This window comes from Streptomyces sp. SID8374 (assembly GCF_009865135.1).
In the GTDB taxonomy this organism is placed as follows: domain Bacteria; phylum Actinomycetota; class Actinomycetes; order Streptomycetales; family Streptomycetaceae; genus Streptomyces.
In genome coordinates, this window is record NZ_WWGH01000002.1 from 2,192,463 (window position 1) to 2,211,067 (window position 18,605).

At 72.0% G+C, this 18,605-nt stretch carries 18 protein-coding genes and 1 riboswitch; of the genes, 12 read left to right on the forward strand and 6 right to left on the reverse strand.

Annotated features, from left to right (window positions below):
* Nucleotides 1-4 precede the first annotated feature (4 nt).
* A complete protein-coding gene (locus GTY67_RS32970; protein WP_093687862.1) occupies nucleotides 5-520 on the reverse strand; it encodes a GNAT family N-acetyltransferase in 516 nt (171 codons plus the stop codon).
* A gap of 202 nt (nucleotides 521-722) precedes the next feature.
* Between GTY67_RS32970 and GTY67_RS32975 the strand changes: the two genes are divergently transcribed.
* The 6 genes from GTY67_RS32975 (at nucleotide 723) to GTY67_RS33000 (ending at nucleotide 5,286) form a co-directional block, all read left to right on the forward strand.
* The gene (locus GTY67_RS32975) at nucleotides 723-1,658 is read left to right on the forward strand and encodes a phosphatidylinositol-specific phospholipase C/glycerophosphodiester phosphodiesterase family protein (RefSeq protein WP_161281465.1); all 936 of its coding nucleotides are present in this window, start codon (nucleotides 723-725) and stop codon (nucleotides 1,656-1,658) included.
* 117 nt (nucleotides 1,659-1,775) lie between these two features.
* Nucleotides 1,776-1,970, forward strand: a complete 195-nt coding sequence (locus tag GTY67_RS32980; protein ID WP_015613051.1) for a hypothetical protein — start codon at nucleotides 1,776-1,778, stop codon at nucleotides 1,968-1,970.
* 66 nt (nucleotides 1,971-2,036) lie between these two features.
* Entirely contained in the window at nucleotides 2,037-2,783 is a 747-nt protein-coding gene (locus tag GTY67_RS32985; protein WP_161281466.1) for a hypothetical protein, read from the forward strand.
* Between the two features lie 178 nt (nucleotides 2,784-2,961).
* Nucleotides 2,962-4,551, forward strand: coding sequence for a hypothetical protein (locus GTY67_RS32990; RefSeq protein WP_161281467.1), 1,590 nt, complete (start codon nucleotides 2,962-2,964; stop codon nucleotides 4,549-4,551).
* 72 nt (nucleotides 4,552-4,623) lie between these two features.
* Complete coding sequence (locus GTY67_RS32995) at nucleotides 4,624-5,016, forward strand: hypothetical protein (RefSeq protein ID WP_161281468.1); 393 nt, start codon at nucleotides 4,624-4,626, stop codon at nucleotides 5,014-5,016.
* 90 nt (nucleotides 5,017-5,106) lie between these two features.
* The gene (locus GTY67_RS33000) at nucleotides 5,107-5,286 is read left to right on the forward strand and encodes a hypothetical protein (RefSeq protein ID WP_093687872.1); all 180 of its coding nucleotides are present in this window, start codon (nucleotides 5,107-5,109) and stop codon (nucleotides 5,284-5,286) included.
* A gap of 142 nt (nucleotides 5,287-5,428) precedes the next feature.
* Here the strand turns inward: GTY67_RS33000 and GTY67_RS33005 are convergent, their stop codons facing one another.
* Together GTY67_RS33005 and GTY67_RS33010 are read right to left on the reverse strand one after the other, a co-directional pair.
* The gene (locus GTY67_RS33005) at nucleotides 5,429-6,097 is read right to left on the reverse strand and encodes an endonuclease (RefSeq protein WP_093687874.1); all 669 of its coding nucleotides are present in this window, start codon (nucleotides 6,095-6,097) and stop codon (nucleotides 5,429-5,431) included.
* Entirely contained in the window at nucleotides 6,094-6,276 is a 183-nt protein-coding gene (locus GTY67_RS33010) for a DUF6480 family protein (protein WP_093687876.1), read from the reverse strand. Before GTY67_RS33010 ends, GTY67_RS33005 begins: the two co-directional genes overlap by 4 nt.
* Before the next feature lie 147 nt (nucleotides 6,277-6,423).
* Between GTY67_RS33010 and GTY67_RS33015 the strand changes: the two genes are divergently transcribed.
* Together GTY67_RS33015 and GTY67_RS33020 are read left to right on the forward strand one after the other, a co-directional pair.
* Nucleotides 6,424-7,629 (forward strand): aromatic acid exporter family protein, encoded by a 1,206-nt coding sequence (locus GTY67_RS33015; RefSeq protein ID WP_093687878.1) that lies wholly within the window; start codon nucleotides 6,424-6,426, stop codon nucleotides 7,627-7,629.
* Nucleotides 7,630-7,751: 122 nt separating this feature from the next.
* Nucleotides 7,752-7,943: a DUF6381 family protein gene (locus GTY67_RS33020; protein WP_093687880.1), complete on the forward strand. Its 192-nt coding sequence runs from the start codon at nucleotides 7,752-7,754 to the stop codon at nucleotides 7,941-7,943.
* A gap of 86 nt (nucleotides 7,944-8,029) precedes the next feature.
* Here GTY67_RS33020 and GTY67_RS33025 read toward each other — a convergent pair whose 3' ends face one another.
* Together GTY67_RS33025 and GTY67_RS33030 are read right to left on the reverse strand one after the other, a co-directional pair.
* Nucleotides 8,030-9,040: a PHP domain-containing protein gene (locus tag GTY67_RS33025; protein ID WP_161281469.1), complete on the reverse strand. Its 1,011-nt coding sequence runs from the start codon at nucleotides 9,038-9,040 to the stop codon at nucleotides 8,030-8,032.
* A 107-nt stretch (nucleotides 9,041-9,147) separates the two neighbouring features.
* Nucleotides 9,148-10,461, reverse strand: coding sequence for a helix-turn-helix transcriptional regulator (locus GTY67_RS33030; protein ID WP_343238800.1), 1,314 nt, complete (start codon nucleotides 10,459-10,461; stop codon nucleotides 9,148-9,150).
* A gap of 190 nt (nucleotides 10,462-10,651) precedes the next feature.
* Here GTY67_RS33030 and GTY67_RS33035 point away from each other — a divergent pair, with 190 nt between their 5' ends.
* Nucleotides 10,652-11,266 carry a hypothetical protein gene (locus GTY67_RS33035; RefSeq protein WP_161281471.1) on the forward strand — a complete coding sequence of 205 codons (615 nt, stop codon included), beginning with the start codon at nucleotides 10,652-10,654 and terminating at the stop codon, nucleotides 11,264-11,266.
* 84 nt (nucleotides 11,267-11,350) lie between these two features.
* The gene (locus GTY67_RS33040) at nucleotides 11,351-13,960 is read left to right on the forward strand and encodes a SpoIIE family protein phosphatase (protein WP_161281472.1); all 2,610 of its coding nucleotides are present in this window, start codon (nucleotides 11,351-11,353) and stop codon (nucleotides 13,958-13,960) included.
* Between the two features lie 16 nt (nucleotides 13,961-13,976).
* Here the strand turns inward: GTY67_RS33040 and GTY67_RS33045 are convergent, their stop codons facing one another.
* A complete protein-coding gene (locus GTY67_RS33045) occupies nucleotides 13,977-15,338 on the reverse strand; it encodes an FAD-dependent oxidoreductase (RefSeq protein ID WP_093687890.1) in 1,362 nt (453 codons plus the stop codon).
* Nucleotides 15,339-15,786: 448 nt separating this feature from the next.
* Nucleotides 15,787-15,977, forward strand: a riboswitch (cyclic di-AMP (ydaO/yuaA leader).
* 3 nt (nucleotides 15,978-15,980) lie between these two features.
* On the opposite strand from GTY67_RS33045, the gene GTY67_RS33050 reads away from it, so the two are divergent.
* Both GTY67_RS33050 and GTY67_RS33055 read left to right on the forward strand, forming a co-directional pair.
* Nucleotides 15,981-16,802, forward strand: a complete 822-nt coding sequence (locus tag GTY67_RS33050; RefSeq protein WP_161281473.1) for a transglycosylase SLT domain-containing protein — start codon at nucleotides 15,981-15,983, stop codon at nucleotides 16,800-16,802.
* Nucleotides 16,803-16,951: 149 nt separating this feature from the next.
* Nucleotides 16,952-18,595 carry a GMC oxidoreductase gene (locus tag GTY67_RS33055; RefSeq protein ID WP_202462424.1) on the forward strand — a complete coding sequence of 548 codons (1,644 nt, stop codon included), beginning with the start codon at nucleotides 16,952-16,954 and terminating at the stop codon, nucleotides 18,593-18,595.
* The last annotated feature ends 10 nt before the right edge of the window (nucleotides 18,596-18,605 follow it).

Below are 18,605 nucleotides of genomic sequence, written 5' to 3' on the forward strand. Positions count from 1 at the left end.
ACGGTCAGCGCGTCCCCGCAGCGGGTACGTGGAACGCGATCCACGCATCCGGCGGCAGCTCCGGCCGGCCCGGCACGGGCCGGTGCTCCTCGGTCCAGGCGTCACCGGCCACCTCACGGGCGACGCGGCGCCAGAAGCGTACGGCCGGGGCGTTGTCGTCCTGGAAGGCGACCTCCCACGGCCCCGGGTGCCGGGCGAGGACGTCCCGGACGGCCCGCAGTCCGATACCCGACCGGCGTGCTCCCCGTACGACGAAGAAGCTGTTCAGGACCCGGACCGGCCCGGCCAGACCCCGTACGAAGGCGAGGCCGACCGGGCTCTCGTCGGCCGTCAGCAGATAGGGCACCCGGTCGGCGTCGGTGAAGGCGGCGTCCAGCCGGTCGGTGCGGAAGGTTCCGTCCGGCCTGGGCGTGATGGCGCTGAACTCGGACATGTCGTGGCGGAACATCAGCCAGAGCCGCTCCATGAGGGGGCGGTCGTCGGCTGTGGCGAGGCGTACGTGTACGTGGGTGTGAGGCATAAAAAAAGCCTCCCCGGCGGGACGTTGTCCACGGCGGGAAGGCCTGAGAGGTCGCTGACAGCTTATCAAGCGCCGACGAGAGGGCGACGGTCAGGCCAATAGTTGGCAGGTACCTGACGATCTGCTGGTGGTCGGCCCCATACTCGTCGCGTCCGGCTCACCCCGGGCCCCTCCGCCCGGCCGACCGCCTCAGGGAGCCCCCATGACTGCTCCATCAGCCCCCACAGCCCTCTCAGCCTCCTCAGCTCCTTCGGCTGCCCCGACCCGCCGTCGGGCCCTCACCGTCACCCTCGCCACAGCGGCCGCGGTGATCGCGGCTCCAGCCGGTGTGGCCGCAGCCGCCCCGTCCGCCACCACCCGTCCGCCCCGTCCGCGCCCCCTCCGCCAAGCCCACGCGCACAACGACTACCTGCACCCGCGTCCGCTCCACGATGCCCTCGCGCACGGGTTCACCAGCGTCGAGGCCGACATCTTCCTCGTCGACGGCGAGCTGCTGGTCGCCCACGACCTCGCCGAGACCGACCCGAGCCGCACCCTGGCCGGCCTCTACCTCGAACCGTTACGCGCCCTGGTCCGGGCAGGACACGGCAGCGTTTACCCGCACCACCGGCAGCCCCTGCAACTGCTCATCGACATCAAGGCCGACGGCGTCGCCGCCTACCGCGAACTCGACCGGCAGCTCGCCCGCCACCGCACCCTGTTCACCCGCTACCACCACGGCCGCGTCCGCCCCGGAGCGGTCACCGCCGTCATCTCGGGCGACCGTGCCGCCCGGGCCCCGATGGAGGCGCAGCGCACCCGCCTCGCCTTCTACGACGGCCGCCTCGACGACCTCGGCACCGCGTCGCCCGCCTCGTTCACCCCGCTGATCAGCGCCAACTGGACCCAGACCTTCAGCTGGCTCGGTGCCGGGCCCTTCCCCCGTGCCGAGCGCGACCGGCTCCGCACCCTCGTCGCCACCGCCCACCGGGAGGGCCGCCGCATCCGCTTCTGGGCCACCCCCGACCTACCCGGCCCCGAGCGCGATGCCGTGTGGAGCGAGCTCCTGGCCGCCGGGGTCGACCACCTGAACACCGACGACCTGGCCGGGCTCGAACGCTTCCTCCGCGAGCGGGCGGGCGCGGCCCCGACCCCGTAACACCGCACCGCCGGGGAGTACCCGTTCGGCGGACACGCCAGTGCGCCGAACGGCCGCTCCGCTGCGCCACACTGGCGGCCGAATGCCGCAAATCAGGCGCGGCGGAGGAGGTTGGCCATGGTCATTTCGATCTCACTGGTGCTGCTGCTGACGGTCCTGGCGGTGATCTTCCTCCGCAACGGCGGGCTGAAGCTCTCGCACGCGATCGTCTGTGCCCTGCTGGGCTTCCTGCTGGCCAGTACGAGCATGGCGCCGACCATCCACGACGGGATCGGGGCCACCGCCAACCTGGTCAGCGGCCTGCACCCCTGACCTCGGCCCCGGCCCGTACCCCCGGGGCCGTCCGCGCGGCGCCCGGCGATCCCGCACAATGGGCAGATGTCCTTTCCGCCCCCCGGACGGCACTCGGGCGCCGCCCACCACGAGTTCTGCAACACCGGCCTCTGCTGCCGGTGCCAGATGCGTACCTGGACGACGAAGGCGGGCGACGAGCGGCTCTGCGGGCCGTGCGCCGCCTGCTGCCAGATCTGCGGCCGGGCGCCCGCACCCCATCTGGACGGACTCGACGGCGGAGTCTGCGCCGAGTGCCGCGGCCTGTGCGGCCGGTGCCACGCCCCGAAACGGCACGACGGCTCCTGCGGCTGCGACCGCTGGCGGGAGAGCGCCAAGAGCAACCCGCGCGGCTATGTCCTCCAGGCGCTGCCGCAGCAGCTTCTCCAGGCGCTCGGCGGCCGGGTCCCGAGCACCGTCCACGACCTGATCCACCAGGAGCTGGAACGCAACCGCACCGCCGGTCTCCTCCGTGAACGCATCGAACGCCGCTGGAACCTGCGCTGGGCCCACGCCCTCAACGAGAAGGACGAGGACGGCCGCCGCCGGTGGAGCGCCCAGGACATCGCCGAGCAGCTGCTGATGCCCGGATCCTGCTCCGACCCGCAGTGCGAGGACGGCCATCTCGTCACCACCGACGCCCCGTGTCCGCGTTGCAGGCAGCCCCTGCACCGGTTTGTCACCTCGGTCGCCGACGGCACCGCGACCCCGGAGCACGCCCACGCGGCGGCGGCCCGGATCCGCCGGGCGATGCTGGAGAACCGCTCGCACCGGAATCCCCCGCCGCGCGGATAGGCGGGCCGGTGGGCGGACAGGCGTGCGGCTCGGCGTGTTGCGAGGCGTTGCCGCACATGGCGCGGTGTTGCGGCGGTGTGTCGTGGACGCGAAACCCGTCTGCTTTCCATGGACACTTCAAGGGGCGCGTCCTAGCGTCGGGCGGCGGCGCGACCCCCGTCCGTAACCAAGGAGCCCGATGCCCCCGCCGTACCGCCGTGCGCTCGCCCGCGCCCTGGCCCTGACGCTCGCCGTCGCCTCCGTCACGCTTCTGGGCCCCGCGGCCCCCGCCGCGGCCGAGGACATCCCCAAGGCTCCCGGCCACCGCCTGGTCAGCGACTACCAGGGCGCGCCCGCCACCGCCTCCCCGGTCCCCGGCCAGGCGCCCCCGCAGCACCCGTACCTCGCCCCCAACGGCCGCAGCGGCATGCACGCGGACGCGGCGGGCAGCGGTACGCACCCGTACTCCGGGCCGCTCGGCCGCAACCCCGAAGTGGTCAGCGAGAAGATCGCTCCGGTCGGCGGCGAGTGCGCCACTGCCACCTTCGACGCGGCGGGCCGGCTGATCACGGTCTGCGGCACCTTCACCGGCTTCCTGCTCAAGCTCCTGGACCCGCGCACCCTCGACACGCTGGCCGAGTACAAGCTGCCGCAGCGCTCGTCCACCGTCGAGGCGATCACCACCCTCGACTTTTCGAAAATCTTCAAGGACACCTCGGGCGGCGCCTACTTCTACCTGGACGACCAGGACCGGGTCGTCCTCGCCGACTCCCGCCAGCACGTCCTGCGCATCGCCCACCGGCAGAAGGCGGACGGGCGGTGGGAGTTCGTCGTCGAGAACGACTGGGACCTCACCGGGCAGGTCCCGCACGACTGCGTGAGCTGGACCAACCTCTTCCCCAGCGGTACCTGCGACCCCGTCACCTCCGTCATGCCCGACTGGCAGGGCCGGATCTGGTGGGTCACCCGGCTCGGCCGGGTCGGCACGGTCGACCCGCAGACCTCCGTCATCCGCTCCGTGCGGCTGGCCGGTGAGGAGATCCAGAACTCCTTCTCCGTGGCCCAAGACGGGGTCTCCATCGTCTCCGACCACGCCCTCTACAGCTTCACGGCCGACCCCGACGGCACCCCGCGCATCCAGTGGCGCCAGACCTACGACCGGGGCACCGGCACCAAGCCCGGCTCGGTGAACCAGGGCTCGGGGACCACGCCGGACCTCTTCGGTACCGGTGAGGAGTACGTGGCGATCACCGACAACGCGGACGACCGGATGAACGTCCTCGTCCACCGCCGGGGCACCGACGTCCCCGCCGACCGCCGCCTCGTCTGCTCGGTCCCGGTCTTCGGCTCCGGGCAGTCGACCACCGACAACTCCCTCATCAGCTGGGGCAACAGCCTGGTCGTCGAGAACAACTACGGCTACGAGAACCCCACCTCCCTGCTGCTCGGCCGCAGCGTTGTCGGCGGCGTCACCCGCATCGACGTACGGCCCGACGGCAGCGGCTGCGACACGGTCTGGGAGAGCACCGTCCGCTCACCCTCCACGGTGCCCAAGCTCTCCACGGCCAACGGGCTGCTCTACTTCTACGAGAAGGAGCCCAACGTCCTCGGCATCGACGCCTGGTACCTCACCGCCGTCGACTTCCGTACCGGTGACCGCCGTTGGCGCAAGCTGACCGGCACCGGACCGGCGTACGACAACAACTGGGCGCCCATCACCATCGGCCCCGACGGAACGGCGTACGCGGGGGTCTTCAACGGCATCGTGGCGGTGCGCGACACCCGCTGAGGCGCCGGGGAACCACGCTGACACCGCACAGAAGTGCACACCACCGCACGTGGTGAGCGGTGCGTACGGCCTATGCTCGCGGCCATGGAGCAACGGGAAGTCGTGAAGCGCGTGATCGGCATCCTCACAGAGGCGCGCGAAATGCAGCGCCTGCTGGAGGCGGACCTCGAACGGGAAGACCTGGATGCGGGAGCGGGCGCCGTCACCGCCCTGCTGAACGAGACGATGCCCCACATCGCCATCCCCGACGATTTCTCCGTCGAGGAGGTGGTGACGGTGGTCGGGCGCGAGGTCGGCGGCGCGGTCGAGCAGCTCGTGAGCGCCTTCACGCTCGCTTTCACGATGCTGGCGCAGGTGCACGACTCCGGGCAGACGGACGTCTCGTCGGCCGACGTCCTCCAGGACCTGGCGCTGCGGGTCGAGGCCGGCGGCCCCGAGGACGAGGACGACGGTCCGGTGGTCTGAGCCGTCGTCGGCGGCCTCCTGCGTTCCGCCGCGCGCGTAGGCATAGTGGAGAGGGAGAAGCGTGAATCTCCTCGCGGTACGGAGGCAGCTGTGGGTAAGAGCACCGACATGGCCCGCGCCAAGGCGCGCCGGCTGAAAGGCATGAAGAAGGAGTCGGACGGCATCGCCCTCGGCGACGAGCGGCTGAAGGCCGAAGGAAGGCAGGAGCAGGACGCGGCCCGCCGGGAGGAAGAGCGGGCCCGCGCACTGGGAGGGACTTCCGACCGCTGAGGGTGCCGGGGCGCCCGTGCTGTCGCGTTCACCGCGTACGGCACGGGCGCCCCCGTGCGTACGCGGCGCCTGCTGCCCCGCGTGCGGGGGCCTCTCTTCGCGTACGGGTGGGCGCCACGCGACGTATCGGCGGCGTGCCGCCTCAGCGGGGCCGCACCGACTCCGTGACCGCGTCCACGATCTCCTTGTCCAGGGCCGCCCGTACGAGCGCGGCAGCGAACTTCGCGTCGTCGTGCCCGCGTGCCGCCTGGGCCAGCTTGCCGGGGGAGGTGGGCAGGCCCAGCCGCTCGGCTCCCTGGAGCGCCTTCGCGCCCAGCCAGGGGCCGGTCTCCGGCCAGAGGGACTGCACCTCGCGTACGAAGATGTCGGCCCCGGCCGGTCCGATGCCCGGCACGCGCTGGAGCCCCGCCATCAGCCGGTCCCGGTCGCCGTCGGCCTCCTCGCGCAGTCGGCGCAGATCGCCCCGCCAGGTGTCCAGGACGAGCCGGGCGCCCTCACCGAGCTGGGTGGCGGTGCGTTCGTCGTAACGCCGGTAGTGGCCCTCGCCCAGCGCGTCGACCCGCTGCTGCCAGGTCGCGTCGGCCATCTTGCGCGGGGTGCGCATGCCGTGACCGAAGAGGGCGCGGGCGGCCGCCACGGCGACCGAGGCGCGGATGCGGGCGGAGAGCAGGAGGCTCAGCACCAGGAGCTGGTAGAGGGGCTGCGGGGTGTCCTTCAGCCGGATGCCCGCCTCCTCCGCGTACGTCCGGCCGCACTCTTCCACCAGCGCGTCGGCGATCCGGCGTGCCGAGGGTGGTCGCTTCCCGCTCATGCCAGGCCGAAGACCCGCGCGACGAAGAACCCGGCGACCAGCAACGCGCCGAGCACGATGAGGCCGATCCAGACGGCCGGGTGCTCCCAGACACCGCCGTCCGGACGCTCCTCGTGGGCGTCGCCGATGGAGCCCTCGGCGGGGGGCGTCTCTGTGGGGGGATTCAGGAGAACAGCCATGTCTCCAGAGTCCCCCCGTCGCCGCTCGTTCGCACGCCGTGCGAACGGGAGGGCGCCGGCACAGGGCCGGGGCTCCGGCACAGGGCCGTACGGAGGCACCCCGGGCGCGGAGCGCTGCACGCGGGGGAAACGGGGCACGGTCAAAGGATGCCCGCCGTTTCCGCGCCCGTCATCAAGCTCGTGCAGCGCACCACCGAACCCGCGGGGGTCCAGACGCTGCGCTCCACCGCGGCCGCCGTCATCGCCTACTCCGTCGCCGTCTGGGCCCTGCCCGAACCGGCACCGCTGACCGCCCCCCTCACCGCGCTCCTGGTCGTGCAGGTGACCCTCTACGCCACCCTCACCACCGGCATCCGCCGTGTGAACTCCGTGGTCGTCGGCGTGCTCATCGCCATCGCCTTCAGCTCCCTGGTGGGGCTGACCTGGTGGAGTCTCGGCCTGACCATCTTCACCTCGCTGCTGATCGGGCGGCTGGTGCGGGTCAACGAGTTCGTCCCCGAGGTGGCGATCAGCGCGATGCTCGTCCTCGGTGTCGCCCAGGTCGCCGACACGGCCTGGGACCGGGTGTGGGAGACGCTCATCGGGGCGGTGGTGGGGCTGCTGTTCAACCTGGTCTTCGCACCGCCCGTCTGGGTCGCGTCGGCAGGCACCTCCATCGGGTCTCTGGCCCGCCGGATGGGCACGATGCTGCGGAGCATGGGCGAGGAGGTGGTGGGGAACAACCCCGTCCCCCGGGCGGCGGCCCGGCTCCACGAGGCCCGCAGACTCGACCACGACATCGTCGAGGTCGACGCCTCGCTCCGCCAGGCGGAGGAAAGTCTCACCCTCAACCCCAGGGTGAGACAAGGGCTGCTCTACCGGGTCGTCCTGCGCACCGGACTCGACACCCTGGAGATCTGCGCGGTGGTGCTGCGGGTCCTCTCCCGCACCCTCACCGACCTGGCGAAGGCCCGCACCGAGGAGACGCTGTTCCCCGCCGATGTGGCGGGCCTGCTCCAGGAGCTGTTCGGCCAGCTCGCGGACGCCATCGAGAGTTTCGCCGAACTCGTCACCGCTCCGCTCGCCGCCGACGGCGAGGCGGCGGAGGACCGGCTCGCCGAAGCCCTCGCCCGCAGCCGCGCCACCCGCGACCGTGTGGCCGACCTGCTGCTGGAGGACGTCCAGGAGCATCCGCGCGAGTGGCAGCTGCACGGGGCCCTGCTCGCCGAGATCGACCGGGTACTGGCCGAGCTGGACATCGACGAACGGACGAAGCGGCTGGGCGAGGAGCTGGACCGCCGCTCGTCCGAGGCCCACGAACGCCACCCCCGGCTGCGCGCCGTCGTCCGGCGGCTGAGCCGGACCGGCACGTGAGCCGCCCCGGCGAGGCGTGTGGGGCGCGCGGGATGCGGAAGACTCCGGTCACTGGTTCGCTGGGGGCAGTGGTCCGGTTCTGACCAGGGACCAGGGACCAGGGATATGCCCAAGGAGTGGTGATGAGCGGTTCGGACGAGCCCGCCGACCTGGCGCGGCAGATGCGTGAGAAGGCCCAGCAGCTCGCCGAGGCCGCGGAGCGCGCGACAGACCCGCAGGAGCGCGAGCGGCTGGAGAAGAAGTCCCGGACGATCCGGGACCGCAGCGAGCAGCAGAGCGGCATGGCCGCCGGAGACGTCTACCCGCAGAAGTAGACACGCGTTACGCGGTACCCGCCCGCCCCGGGCTCCTTCCGGGGCGGGCGGCTCCATGTCCGCGCTCTGCCGGGCGTACGGGGCACTCACCCAGCTGCCCACTCCAGCAGCCGCTCCACCGGCCAGGTGGTCACCACCCGGTCCGCCGGTACGCCGCACTCCTCGGCCCGCGCGCAGCCGTTGATCTGCCAGTCCAGCTGGCCGGGGGCGTGCGCGTCGGTGTCGATCGAGAAGAGCGTGCCCGCCTCCACGGCTTTGCGCAGCAGCCGGCGGGGCGGGTCCAGCCGCTCGGGCCGGCAGTTGATCTCCACCGCCGTCCCCGCCTCGGCACAGGCCGCGAAGACCCGGTCCGCGTCGAACTGCGACTGGGGCCTGCCGCGCCCCGACAGCAGACGCCCCGTGCAGTGGCCGAGCACATTGGCCTGCGGATGGCGTACGGCCGCCTCCAGGCGCCGGGTCATCGGGGCCGCGTCCATCCGCAGCTTGGAGTGGACGGAGACCACCACCACGTCCAGCTGTTCCAGCAGCTCCGGCTCCTGGTCCAGCGAACCGTCGGGGAGGATGTCGCACTCGATCCCCGTCAGCAGCCGGAACGGCGCCCACTCCTCGTTGAGCCGCGCCACCACCGCCAGCTGCTCCCGCAGCCGCTCCGGCGACAGGCCGTTCGCCACCGTCAGCCGGGGCGAGTGGTCGGTGAGCACCGCCCAGTCGTGCCCCAGCTCCGCCGCCGTCCGGCCCATCTCCTCGATCGGGCTGCCGCCGTCCGACCAGTCGGAGTGGAGATGGCAGTCGCCCCGCAGCCGGGACAGCAGCTCCTGGCCCTCCTCGGGCGCGGGTTCGGCGGACGCCTCGTCCTCCAGCCGCTCCAGATAGCCCGGGACCTCACCCGCCTGGGCCTCCTGGATCACCTGGGCGGTTCGAGGGCCGATGCCGGTGACCCGTTCCAGGGTGCCCGCCGCCACCCGCTCGGCCGCCTCTCCGGGGGCCATCGCGGTCACGACCTCGGCGGCCGTCCGGAAGGCCTTCACCCGGTAGGTGGCGGCCTGCGAGCGCTCCAGCAGGAACGCGATACGCCGCAGAGCGGTGACGGGGTCCATCGGCACCTCCAGGTCGGAACGGCGGCCGCCCCGCAGGTCACCCGGCCGGGCCGCCTGTCCTCAGGATGGCCGCAGCGGTGCCGGAACGGCCACCGCACCCGCCGGTATCAGGAGCCGGGCGAGGCGTCGGCCTCCTCCGTCCCCGCCACCCAGCGCCCGGTCGTGAAGTCGTAGTCGTGGACGGGCCGCCCCGGCGCGCCACTCGTACGGAACGGCTGCCCGCCGTCGTCGATCCGCACCGTACCGGACCGACCCCCGCCGCTCCATCGCAGCTCCACCACCCAGTCGCAGTCGCAGCGGGCCGTACGTCCCGTGACGAGCAGGACCTCGGGGTCCGAGGCCGAGACGCGATACGGGAAGGAGACCGCCGGGATGGGCTCACCCGTGTCGTTGCCGGGCACCGAGCGGGCCACGGGGCGCTGAGCGTCGAGATCCACGTCGAACATCCGTGGGGTGAGTGCCCCGCCGCACCCAGAGCTCATCCGGTGCACCCGCCCGTCGGCAGGCTCCCGCCGCGCGACCACCCGGATCCGCAGCGCCTCCAGGACCACCGCCTGCTCACCCGTGCCCTGGAGAGTGATCCGTACGCCGGTCTCTCCCGCGTGCACCGCGCCGAGCCCCTTCGCCCAGGCCTCCGCGTCGGCCTCGGCCGGCGGCGGCGGGACGGCGCTCGGGGGAGGGGCGACGAGGTAGGCGTGCCCGCAGCCGTACCGCCAGACGTGGTCGTCGACGGTCCAGGTGAACGGGGGAGCGGTGGGCTTCGCCACCGGGGGCGGCGGCTCTGGGCGATCGGGCCGCGAGGGGTTGCCGAAGGCGGCGATCAGGACGAGCGCCAGGGCGGCGACGGCGGCGCAGGCGGCGAGGGGCGGCACCCACCGGCGTACGACAGGGGAGCGGGGCGTTGGGGGCGCGGGCACGGGCCGGTGCTCATCTCGCCGTACCGGAGCGCTGGGCGCGGGTGCGGTCGACGGCGGGGAGCCGCCGAGGGCCCCCGCAACCGGCTGCGCCGGGGCCAGGCCCTCGGGAGGAGCCGGGGCGGCCGGAGAGCCTGCCTGGTCGGCACCCGGGGCCGCCGGAGACCCAGCCCCCTCGCCCCCCGGGGCCGCGGCCCCCTCGGCACCAGGGCCCCCCGCCCCCGCCCCCTCCTGCCGCTCCACCCGTTCCGCGTCCGCCCGGAGCCACAGGCGGTGGAGGGTCTGCCGTTCCTCGCCCGTGCGGCCGCACAGCCGGGCCAGGCGCTCCACCGGGGCGAACTCCGCCGGTACGGTCCGGCCCGTGCAGTACCGGTGGAGCGTCGAGGCGCTGACCCCGATGCGTCGGGCGAGGGACGCGTACGTCCGGCCCGAACCCTCCCTCAGCTCCCGCAGCCGCTCCGCCAGCGCCTCCCGTGCGGGCTCCTCGTCCGCTTCCCGCTCGCCCACCACCCGATCGACCTCCCCGGCCGTTCCGGGGCGCGTTCCACCCCACCGTGAACACCCACGTCACCGGGGGTGGGACGGTTCCGGGCCGGCCGGAACCCGTGTCGTCCTTGTCGCCGCCCGATGGCCCGCCCCACGCTGGTGCCGCACCACCCGATCCGACCGATCGACCACCTGAACGGGGAGTTCATCCATGCGCACCACCCGCACGCTCCGCACCGCCCTCCTGACCGCCGCGGTCGCGGGCCTCGCCGCCACCGCACTGCCCATGGCACCCGCCTCCGCCGCCCCCGCCGCGCCGAAGCTCCTCTCCGCCGGGCAGTGGCCCGCCTCCCTCACCCCCTGGACCGCCGGGCCGGTGCGGAAGGGCCTGCCCGAGGACGGCTCCGTCTGCACGGCGGGCACCACCCAGGCCAAGGGCACCCGCCACCGGGACTTCCGTACCGAACTGGACACCGGGGCCCGGCAGACGGTCACCGTCGCTCCCACCACCGCGAAGGCGAAGGCGCTCGCCGCCGACCTGCGGACCGCGCTGGCGACCTGCCTGGAGCGGCTGAAGGAGCAGGAGCCCGGGCTCGAAGGCGCCAGCCGGTACCACGGCCGGGTGAACGTGGAGGAGGGCGCGCACATCTACAGCATCGACACCTCCTACCCGGAGGCCGGCTCCACCGACATCGGCCTGTACGCCGTCGGCCGGGACGGCCGTACCGTGACCGTCCTGGAGTGGGGACAGCTGGGTGACCTGGACGGAGCCCCGCTCCAGGGGTTCAGGAAGACGACCCGCACCGCCGTCGCCAAGCTGCACTGAGACCCGTCGGCGGAGCGGCCGGCACGGGGTTCCGGCCGCTCCGCCGACGTGCGCTGCCCCCTCTGCCGGGAGCATCCTGGCTGTGTGACCCGGCACGATGCGACCCGGCCCACCCCGTCCCCCGGAAGCGGGGCCGCGGCCGGGCGAGACGACGGCGGCCGAGTACCGGACGAGCTGTCCCTCGTACTCGCGCAGGGGGTCGTCAGCGCCGTCGAGTCCGCCGGGGGATACGCGGGGGGCATCTACCTCCGCTCCGGTACGCCGGGGCTGCTGCGCCTCGCCGTCCTTGCCGGACTGCCGGGGCCGCTGTTCCGGCCCTGGTGGCGGATGCATGTGAACCGGCCTTTCCCCGTCTCCGAGGCCTACCGCACCGGGCGGCCCGTGCTGCTCGCCGACGCGGAGGAGGCCATGCGGCGCTTTCCGCAGCTGATGGCGGGACTGCCGTTCCCGTTCGGCTCGCTGTGGGTCCCGATCACCGGCCCGCAGGGCAGCGTGGGCGTGATGGCCGTCCTGCGGGCCGCCACCCCGGGCGAGGAGGTCGCCGCCGCCGACGGGGAGCGGCTGCTGGGGCTCGGCCGCCGGCTCGGCGCCGCGCTCACGGACCTGGATTCGCGGTCCCTCCCCGTGGTCTGGGAGAAGGAGCCCATCCCCGTCCAGCTGCCGGCCGCCCCCGCGCCCCCGGTGCGCGTAGGCAGCTTCGACTGGGACCTGCACTCCGGCTCCCTCACAGCCGACGACGACCTGTGCGCGATCTTCGGGACCGAGCCCGCGGAGTTCCCCGGCACCGTCGACGCCCTCGCCGGACGCCTCGTACCGGAGGACGTGTACGGGCTGTGGGCCCTGGCCCGGCAGGCGGTGGAGTCCGCCGATCCGGTGGTCCGCCGGATGCGGCTGCGCGGCCCCGACGGCCGGTACCACCTGCTGGAGCTCTCGGGCCGCTGGACGCACCCGGACGGGGAGAGCGCCGAGAGCCATCTGAACGGCTTCGTCGTCGACTTCGGCGCGGGGCCCGTCATCGCGGAAGCGGCGGACCGGCTGCCCCGGGGGATCGTCTCCCTGGACCGGATCGGGCGCATCACGTACGCCAACGTGCTCGCGGAGGAGCTGCTGGGCCGCCCCCGCGCCGAGCTGGTCGGCCATGTCGTCTGGGAGGCGCTGCCGTGGTTCGGACATCCGGCGTACGAGGACCACTGCCGGGCGGCCCTGATCTCCGACGAACCCGTCCACTTCCTCGCCCGGCGGGCCGAGTCCGTCTGGCTGTCGGTCTCCCTGTACCCGGGTCTTGACGGGCTGAGCGCGGTCTTCCAGGCCACCGAGCAACCGGCGTACACGCCCGGCTCCGTCACCTCGCCGGGTCTGGGCATCGGCTCCACCGCCGACCGGTCCTCCGCGCTCTACCGCCCGGTCGCCCTGGCCATCGCCCTCACCGAGGCGGTCACGGCCCGCCAGGTCTCCGCCGTCGTCACCGAGGAGCTGCTCCCCGCGTTCGGCGGTAGGCAGCTCGCCATCTACCTGCTGAGCGAGCGTCACCTCCACCTCGCCTGGGAGACGGGGTTCCCCAAAGGGTTCCTCGACCGCTTCGACGGGGTCGGACTCGACGTCTCCATCCCCGGTGTGGAGACCCTGACCACCGGCCGCCCGATCTTCTTCGAGTCCATGCAGCGCCTGGCCGACGCCTACCCGGGCATCCCGATGGAGACCGACATCGGCGCGCGGGCGTTCCTGCCGCTGATCGCCTCGGGGCGGCCCGTCGGCTCGTGCATCCTCGGCTTCGACCGGCCCCGCGGGTTCAGCCCCGAGGAGCGCACCGTCCTGACCGCCCTCGCCGGGCTCATCGCCCAGGCTCTGCAACGTGCGCAGCGGTACGACAGCGAGTCGGCGCTCGCCCGGGGGCTCCAGGACGCCCTGCTGCCGCACCGGCTGCCGGAGGTCGAGGGGGTCGACACCCTCGGGCGCTATCTCTCCGGCACCCAGGACATGGAGGTGGGCGGCGACTGGTACGACGTCATCGAGACCGGCGACGAACTGGCCCTGGTCATCGGCGACGTCCAGGGGCACGGTGTCTCGGCGGCCGCCACCATGGGGCAACTGCGCAGTGCGGTACGGGCGTTCGCCCTGAGCAACCATGACCCGCAGGAGGTGATGAGCGGGACGAACCGGCTGCTCATCGATCTAGACCCGGGACAGTTCGCCAGCTGCTGCTACATCGTGCTGGACCCGCTCACAGGGCGGGCCCGTGCCGTACGGGCGGGCCATCCGCAGCCGGTACTGCGCCACCCCGACGGCCGGACCGAGGTGCTGGACCTGCCCGGCGGCATCGTGCTCGGCATCGACGGGCAGGCGGCCTACCCCGTCACGGAGCTGCGACTCGACCCGGGCGATGTGCTGGCCCTGTTCACCGACGGGCTCATCGAACGCCCCGGGACCGACATCGACGAGGGCATCGAACGGCTGCGCGCCACCATCGCCGGGGTCGGCTCCGTGCCGCTGGCCCAGCTGGCGAACCGGGTGATCGGGGAGGCCAGACAGGCCACGGACCGCCCCGACGACATCGCGATCCTGCTGGCCGCCCGCTGGACGCACGTCCCGGAGAAAGCGCCGCCGCCCGCCCGGGAGGCCGCCCCGCCGGACCTGTGGCGGACGTTCCGCGGGCCGGGCCCGCAAGGCGCGGAGAGTGCCACGGACCCGGCCTGAGGAGTGACGGGACTGATCAGGCGCCGGAGGCGTCCAGCATGCCCTCGCGCTCCACGACCTTGATGCGCTCACGGCCCTGGGCCGCGCCGAGCGCCTGCTCGTGGGCGTCCAGCTTGTGCCAGCCCTCCCACGTCGTGTAGCGGACGTTCCGGCTCTCCAGGAAGGCTTCGACGGCCTCAGGAGCGGGCGTAGCCGGTTCGGGCAGACGGCCGGCGGCGCGGTCCTCCAGCAGGCAGGCGACCGTCTCGTTGGCGTCGCCCTTGGTGTGGCCGATCAGACCGATCGGGCCGCGCTTGATCCAGCCCGTGACGTAGACCGAGGCCATGTGCTCGTCACCGGCGATGACGCGTCCCGCCTCGTGCGGGACGGTGCCGGAGGCCACGTCGAAGGGGAGCTTGGGCAGCTCCTCCGAGTAGTAGCCGACGGCGCGGTAGACGCTCTGCATGTCCCAGTCGGTGAACTTCCCGGTGCCCCGGACGTTGCCGGTGCCGTCCAGCTCGGTGCGCTCGGTGCGCAGCGCGGTGACCTTGCCGTCCTCGCCCAGGATCTCGACCGGGGACTCGAAGAAGTGCAGGAAGAGCTTGTGCGGGCGGTCGCCGACATCGCGGATCGCCCAGTTCTCCAGGGTCTGCGCGACCATGTTGGCCTGCTTGTTCTCCCGCCGGGTGGCGATGGAGCCCTCGTCGTACTCGATGTCCTCGGGGTTGACGATGACCTCGATGTTGGGCGAGTGGTCCAGCTCCCGCAGCTCCATCGGGCTGAACTTGGCCTGCGCCGGGCCACGCCGCCCGAACACATGCACCTCCAGCGCCTTGTTCGCCTTGAGGCCCTGGTACACGTTGTCCGGGATCTCGGTGGGCAGCAGCTCGTCCGCCGTCTTGGCCAGCACCCGGGCCACGTCCAGCGCCACGTTGCCGACGCCGAGGACGGCGACCTTTTCCGCCGTCAGCGGCCAGGTGCGCGGGACCTCGGGGTGGCCGTCGTACCAGGAGACGAAGTCGGCCGCGCCGTAGGAGCCGTCCAGCTCGATGCCCGGGATGTCGAGGGCGCGGTCGGCCTCGGCGCCGGTGGAGAAGATCACCGCGTCGTAGAAGGACCGCAGGTCGTCCAGGCCGATGTCGTTCGGGTAGCTGACGTTGCCGAAGAGGCGGATCTGCGGCTTGTCCAGCACCTGGTGCAGGGCCTTGACGATGCCCTTGATCCGGGGGTGGTCGGGGGCCACGCCGTAACGGATCAGGCCGAAGGGGGCGGGCATGCGCTCGAACAGGTCGATCGAGACGCCCGGGTCCTGGCAGACCTCGGATTTGAGCAGCGCGTCCGCAGCGTAGATACCGGCAGGGCCGGCTCCGACAATGGCGACGCGGACGGGGCGTGTCATGGCGTGGTGATCCTTAAGGCGGGCGAACGCGGGCAGGTACAGCGTACGTCGGAGGTAAGGGTTGGCTTACTAGTCTCCACCCCACACCGTAAGCCCTCGGCCGGCGAGACCCTCGAACCGGCCTACGGAACCGCCCGATAAGTCCGTTTCTGCGGGGCGGTATGGGTGATTTGAGTCTTTTGGACTTCTCTTCCATAAAGGGGCTATTGGGGCCGTTGAGCTATTTTGGCCGCGCCTGTTTCGGCCACCTCCGCGCGAAGTGGTGAGCGTCACGTCCGAGGGTGCGGACGCAGAAGTGGAGGGTTCGGTTCCCTTCTGTGCGAAGAAAGTTGACGACGCGGCGGAACGGGTGGATCCGGGAATTCCTGAATTCGATCTTGCGGAGAAAGGTCATCCGGAATTCGGGGCTTGTTCTGTCCGGCGCTTTTCGCCTACGGTCACGCTCAATCCGGATGGAACGCCGAATCCTGCCGCCGTCCGGGAAACCGAAACCCACTCACGTACGGCAGGAGCGGGGGACCCAGGTAAGCCGCCGATCCGGTATCCGGAACGGCTAGGGGTGAAGTCGCATGTCCATGCGGCCAGACATCTCCCGTCTGAACCCGACAGCTCACCTCGTAGGCGCCGGAGAGGAAATTCCCCATGCCCGCACAGGGTAAGCACCGCCGTCCCAAGTCCGTCTCGCTGAGCCGCGGCATCGCCGCCGTGACCACGGGTGGAGCCGTTCTGGCCCTCCCGGTGCTCGGCGCCACCACCGCATCCGCCGCCCCCGCGCACTCCGTCGCCGCGGAAAAGGCGGTGGCTCCCGTCTCCGTGACCGCCCAGGCGAATTCCGTGACGAAGGCCGCGCCCGTCAAGCATTCCGTGGTGTCCGGCGAAACGCTTTCCAAGATCGCCCGCGAGCATTCCGTCAGCGGCGGCTGGAAGAAGCTGTACGAAGGCAACCGCAAGGTCGTCGGCGAGAACCCGAACCTTATTCACCCCGGTATCACGCTGACCATCGGCGCCAAGGCTGCCGCCCCGTCAGACGCCAAGGCCGGCAAGGCTGCCGCCCGCACCGCCACGACGGAGCGCGCCGACCGCTCGGAGCGCACGACGGCCGCTCCCGCCGCCGCCCCGGCCGCCGCCGCTCCCGCCACGTACACCAACGATCTCGATGGCTGGATCAAGGAGTCGCTGGCGGTCATGGCCCAGCACGGCATCCCCGGCAGCTACGAGGGTATCCACCGCAACATCATCCGCGAGTCCTCGGGCAACCCGAACGCCATCAACAACTGGGACTCCAACGCGGTGAAGGGCACCCCCTCCAAGGGCCTGCTCCAGGTGATCGACCCGACGTTCCAGGCGTACCACGTGCCCGGCACCTCGACCGACAGCTACGACCCGGTCGCCAACATCACCGCCGCGTGCAACTACGCCGCGGACCGGTACGGCTCGATCGACAACGTCTTCGGCGCCTACTGATCCCCGTACGCGCGCACGCCCGAGGGGCCCCGGACCACACCGGTCCGGGGCCCCTCGGCGTACCGGGAAGTTACCCCCAAGTTTCTAGTGACTTACCACGCGATCGACAGTAGAACCTGTTGCACTCTGTCGAGAGTGAGGGATGTCACATGAACGACACCACCCCGCACGGCAACGCCCCCAAGGGTGTATCGCGTCGAAGATTCATCACTGGAACAGGTTCTCTTCTCGGGGTCGCGGCGCTCGCCGGATCCACCACACCGGTCTGGGCCACGGCCCGCGCGGCGGCGGCCCCGATCGGTTCCGGCGCCCATGTGCCGGTGCTGATCGTCGGCACCGGATACGGCGGCTCGGTCGCCGCCCTCCGGCTCGCCCAGGCCGGCACGGACGTCCACATGGTCGAGATGGGCATGGCCTGGGACACCCCCGGCGCGGACGGCAAGATCTTCGCCAACACCACCAGGCCGGACGACCGCTCCTTCTGGCTGCGCACCCGGACCAAGCAGCCGCTGAGCAACTTCCTCGGCTTCCCGATCGACAGATCCGTCAACCGCTACACCGGGATCCTGGACGCCGAGGAGTTCGCCGGCATCACCGTCTACCAGGGGCGCGGTGTTGGAGGCGGGTCGCTGGTCAACGGAGGCATGGCCGTCACGCCCAAGCGGGAGAACTTCGCCGCGATCCTGCCGTCGGTCGACGCCGCGGAGATGTACAGCACCTACTACCCGCGCGCCAACGCGGACCTCGGCGTCACCACCATCGACCCCGCCTGGTTCGACAGCGTCGACTGCTACCAGTACGCCCGGGTCGGCCGGAAGCACGCGCAGCGCTCGGGCTTCCCGTTCCTCTTCGTGCCCGCCGTGTACGACTGGGACTACATGAAGCAGGAGGCCGCCGGGACCGTACCCAGGTCAGCGCTGGACGCCGAGATCCTCTACGGCAACAACTACGGCAAGAAGTCGCTCCAGAAGACCTACATCGACCGGATCAGGGCCACGGGCCGGGTCACCATCACCCCGCTGCACAAGGTCACCCGCGTCTCCCCGGCTTCCGGCGGCGGCTACACGGTCCTCATCGACCAGCTGGACACCACCGGCCGGACCACCGCCACCAAGACCGTCACGGCGGACAAGGTCTTCTTCGCGGCAGGCAGCGTCGGCACCAGCAAGCTGCTCGTCGGCCTCAAGGCGACCGGAGCGCTGCCCGCCCTCAACAACGAGATCGGCAAGGGCTGGGGCGACAACGGCAACGTCATGTGCGGCCGGGCCAACCACCTCTGGGACCCGACGGGGAAGGTGCAGTCGTCCATCCCCACCGGCGGCATCGACAACTGGGACGCAGGCGGAGCGTTCGCCGAAGTCGCTCCGCTGCCCACCGGCATCGAGACCTGGGCCTCGTTCTACCTCTCGATCACCAAGAACCCCCACCGGGCCCAGTTCACCTGGAACGCGGCGGCGGGGAGGGCCGAACTGAACTGGCAGACGGCGTGGAAGCAGCCGTCCATCGATGCCGCGAAGACCATCTTCGACAAGATCAACCAGAAGGAGGGGACGATCTACCGCACGGACCTCTTCGGGACCTACAAGATCTGGGGCGACCACCTCACCTACCACCCCCTGGGCGGCGCGGTCCTGGACAAGGCCACCGACAACTACGGCCGGCTGCACGGCTACCCGGGTCTGTACGTCATCGACGGCGCCCTGATCCCCGGCAACACCAGCGTCAACCCGTTCGTCACGATCACCGCGCTCGCCGAGCGCAACATCGAACGCATCATCGCCACCGATCTGTAGGGGCGTACGG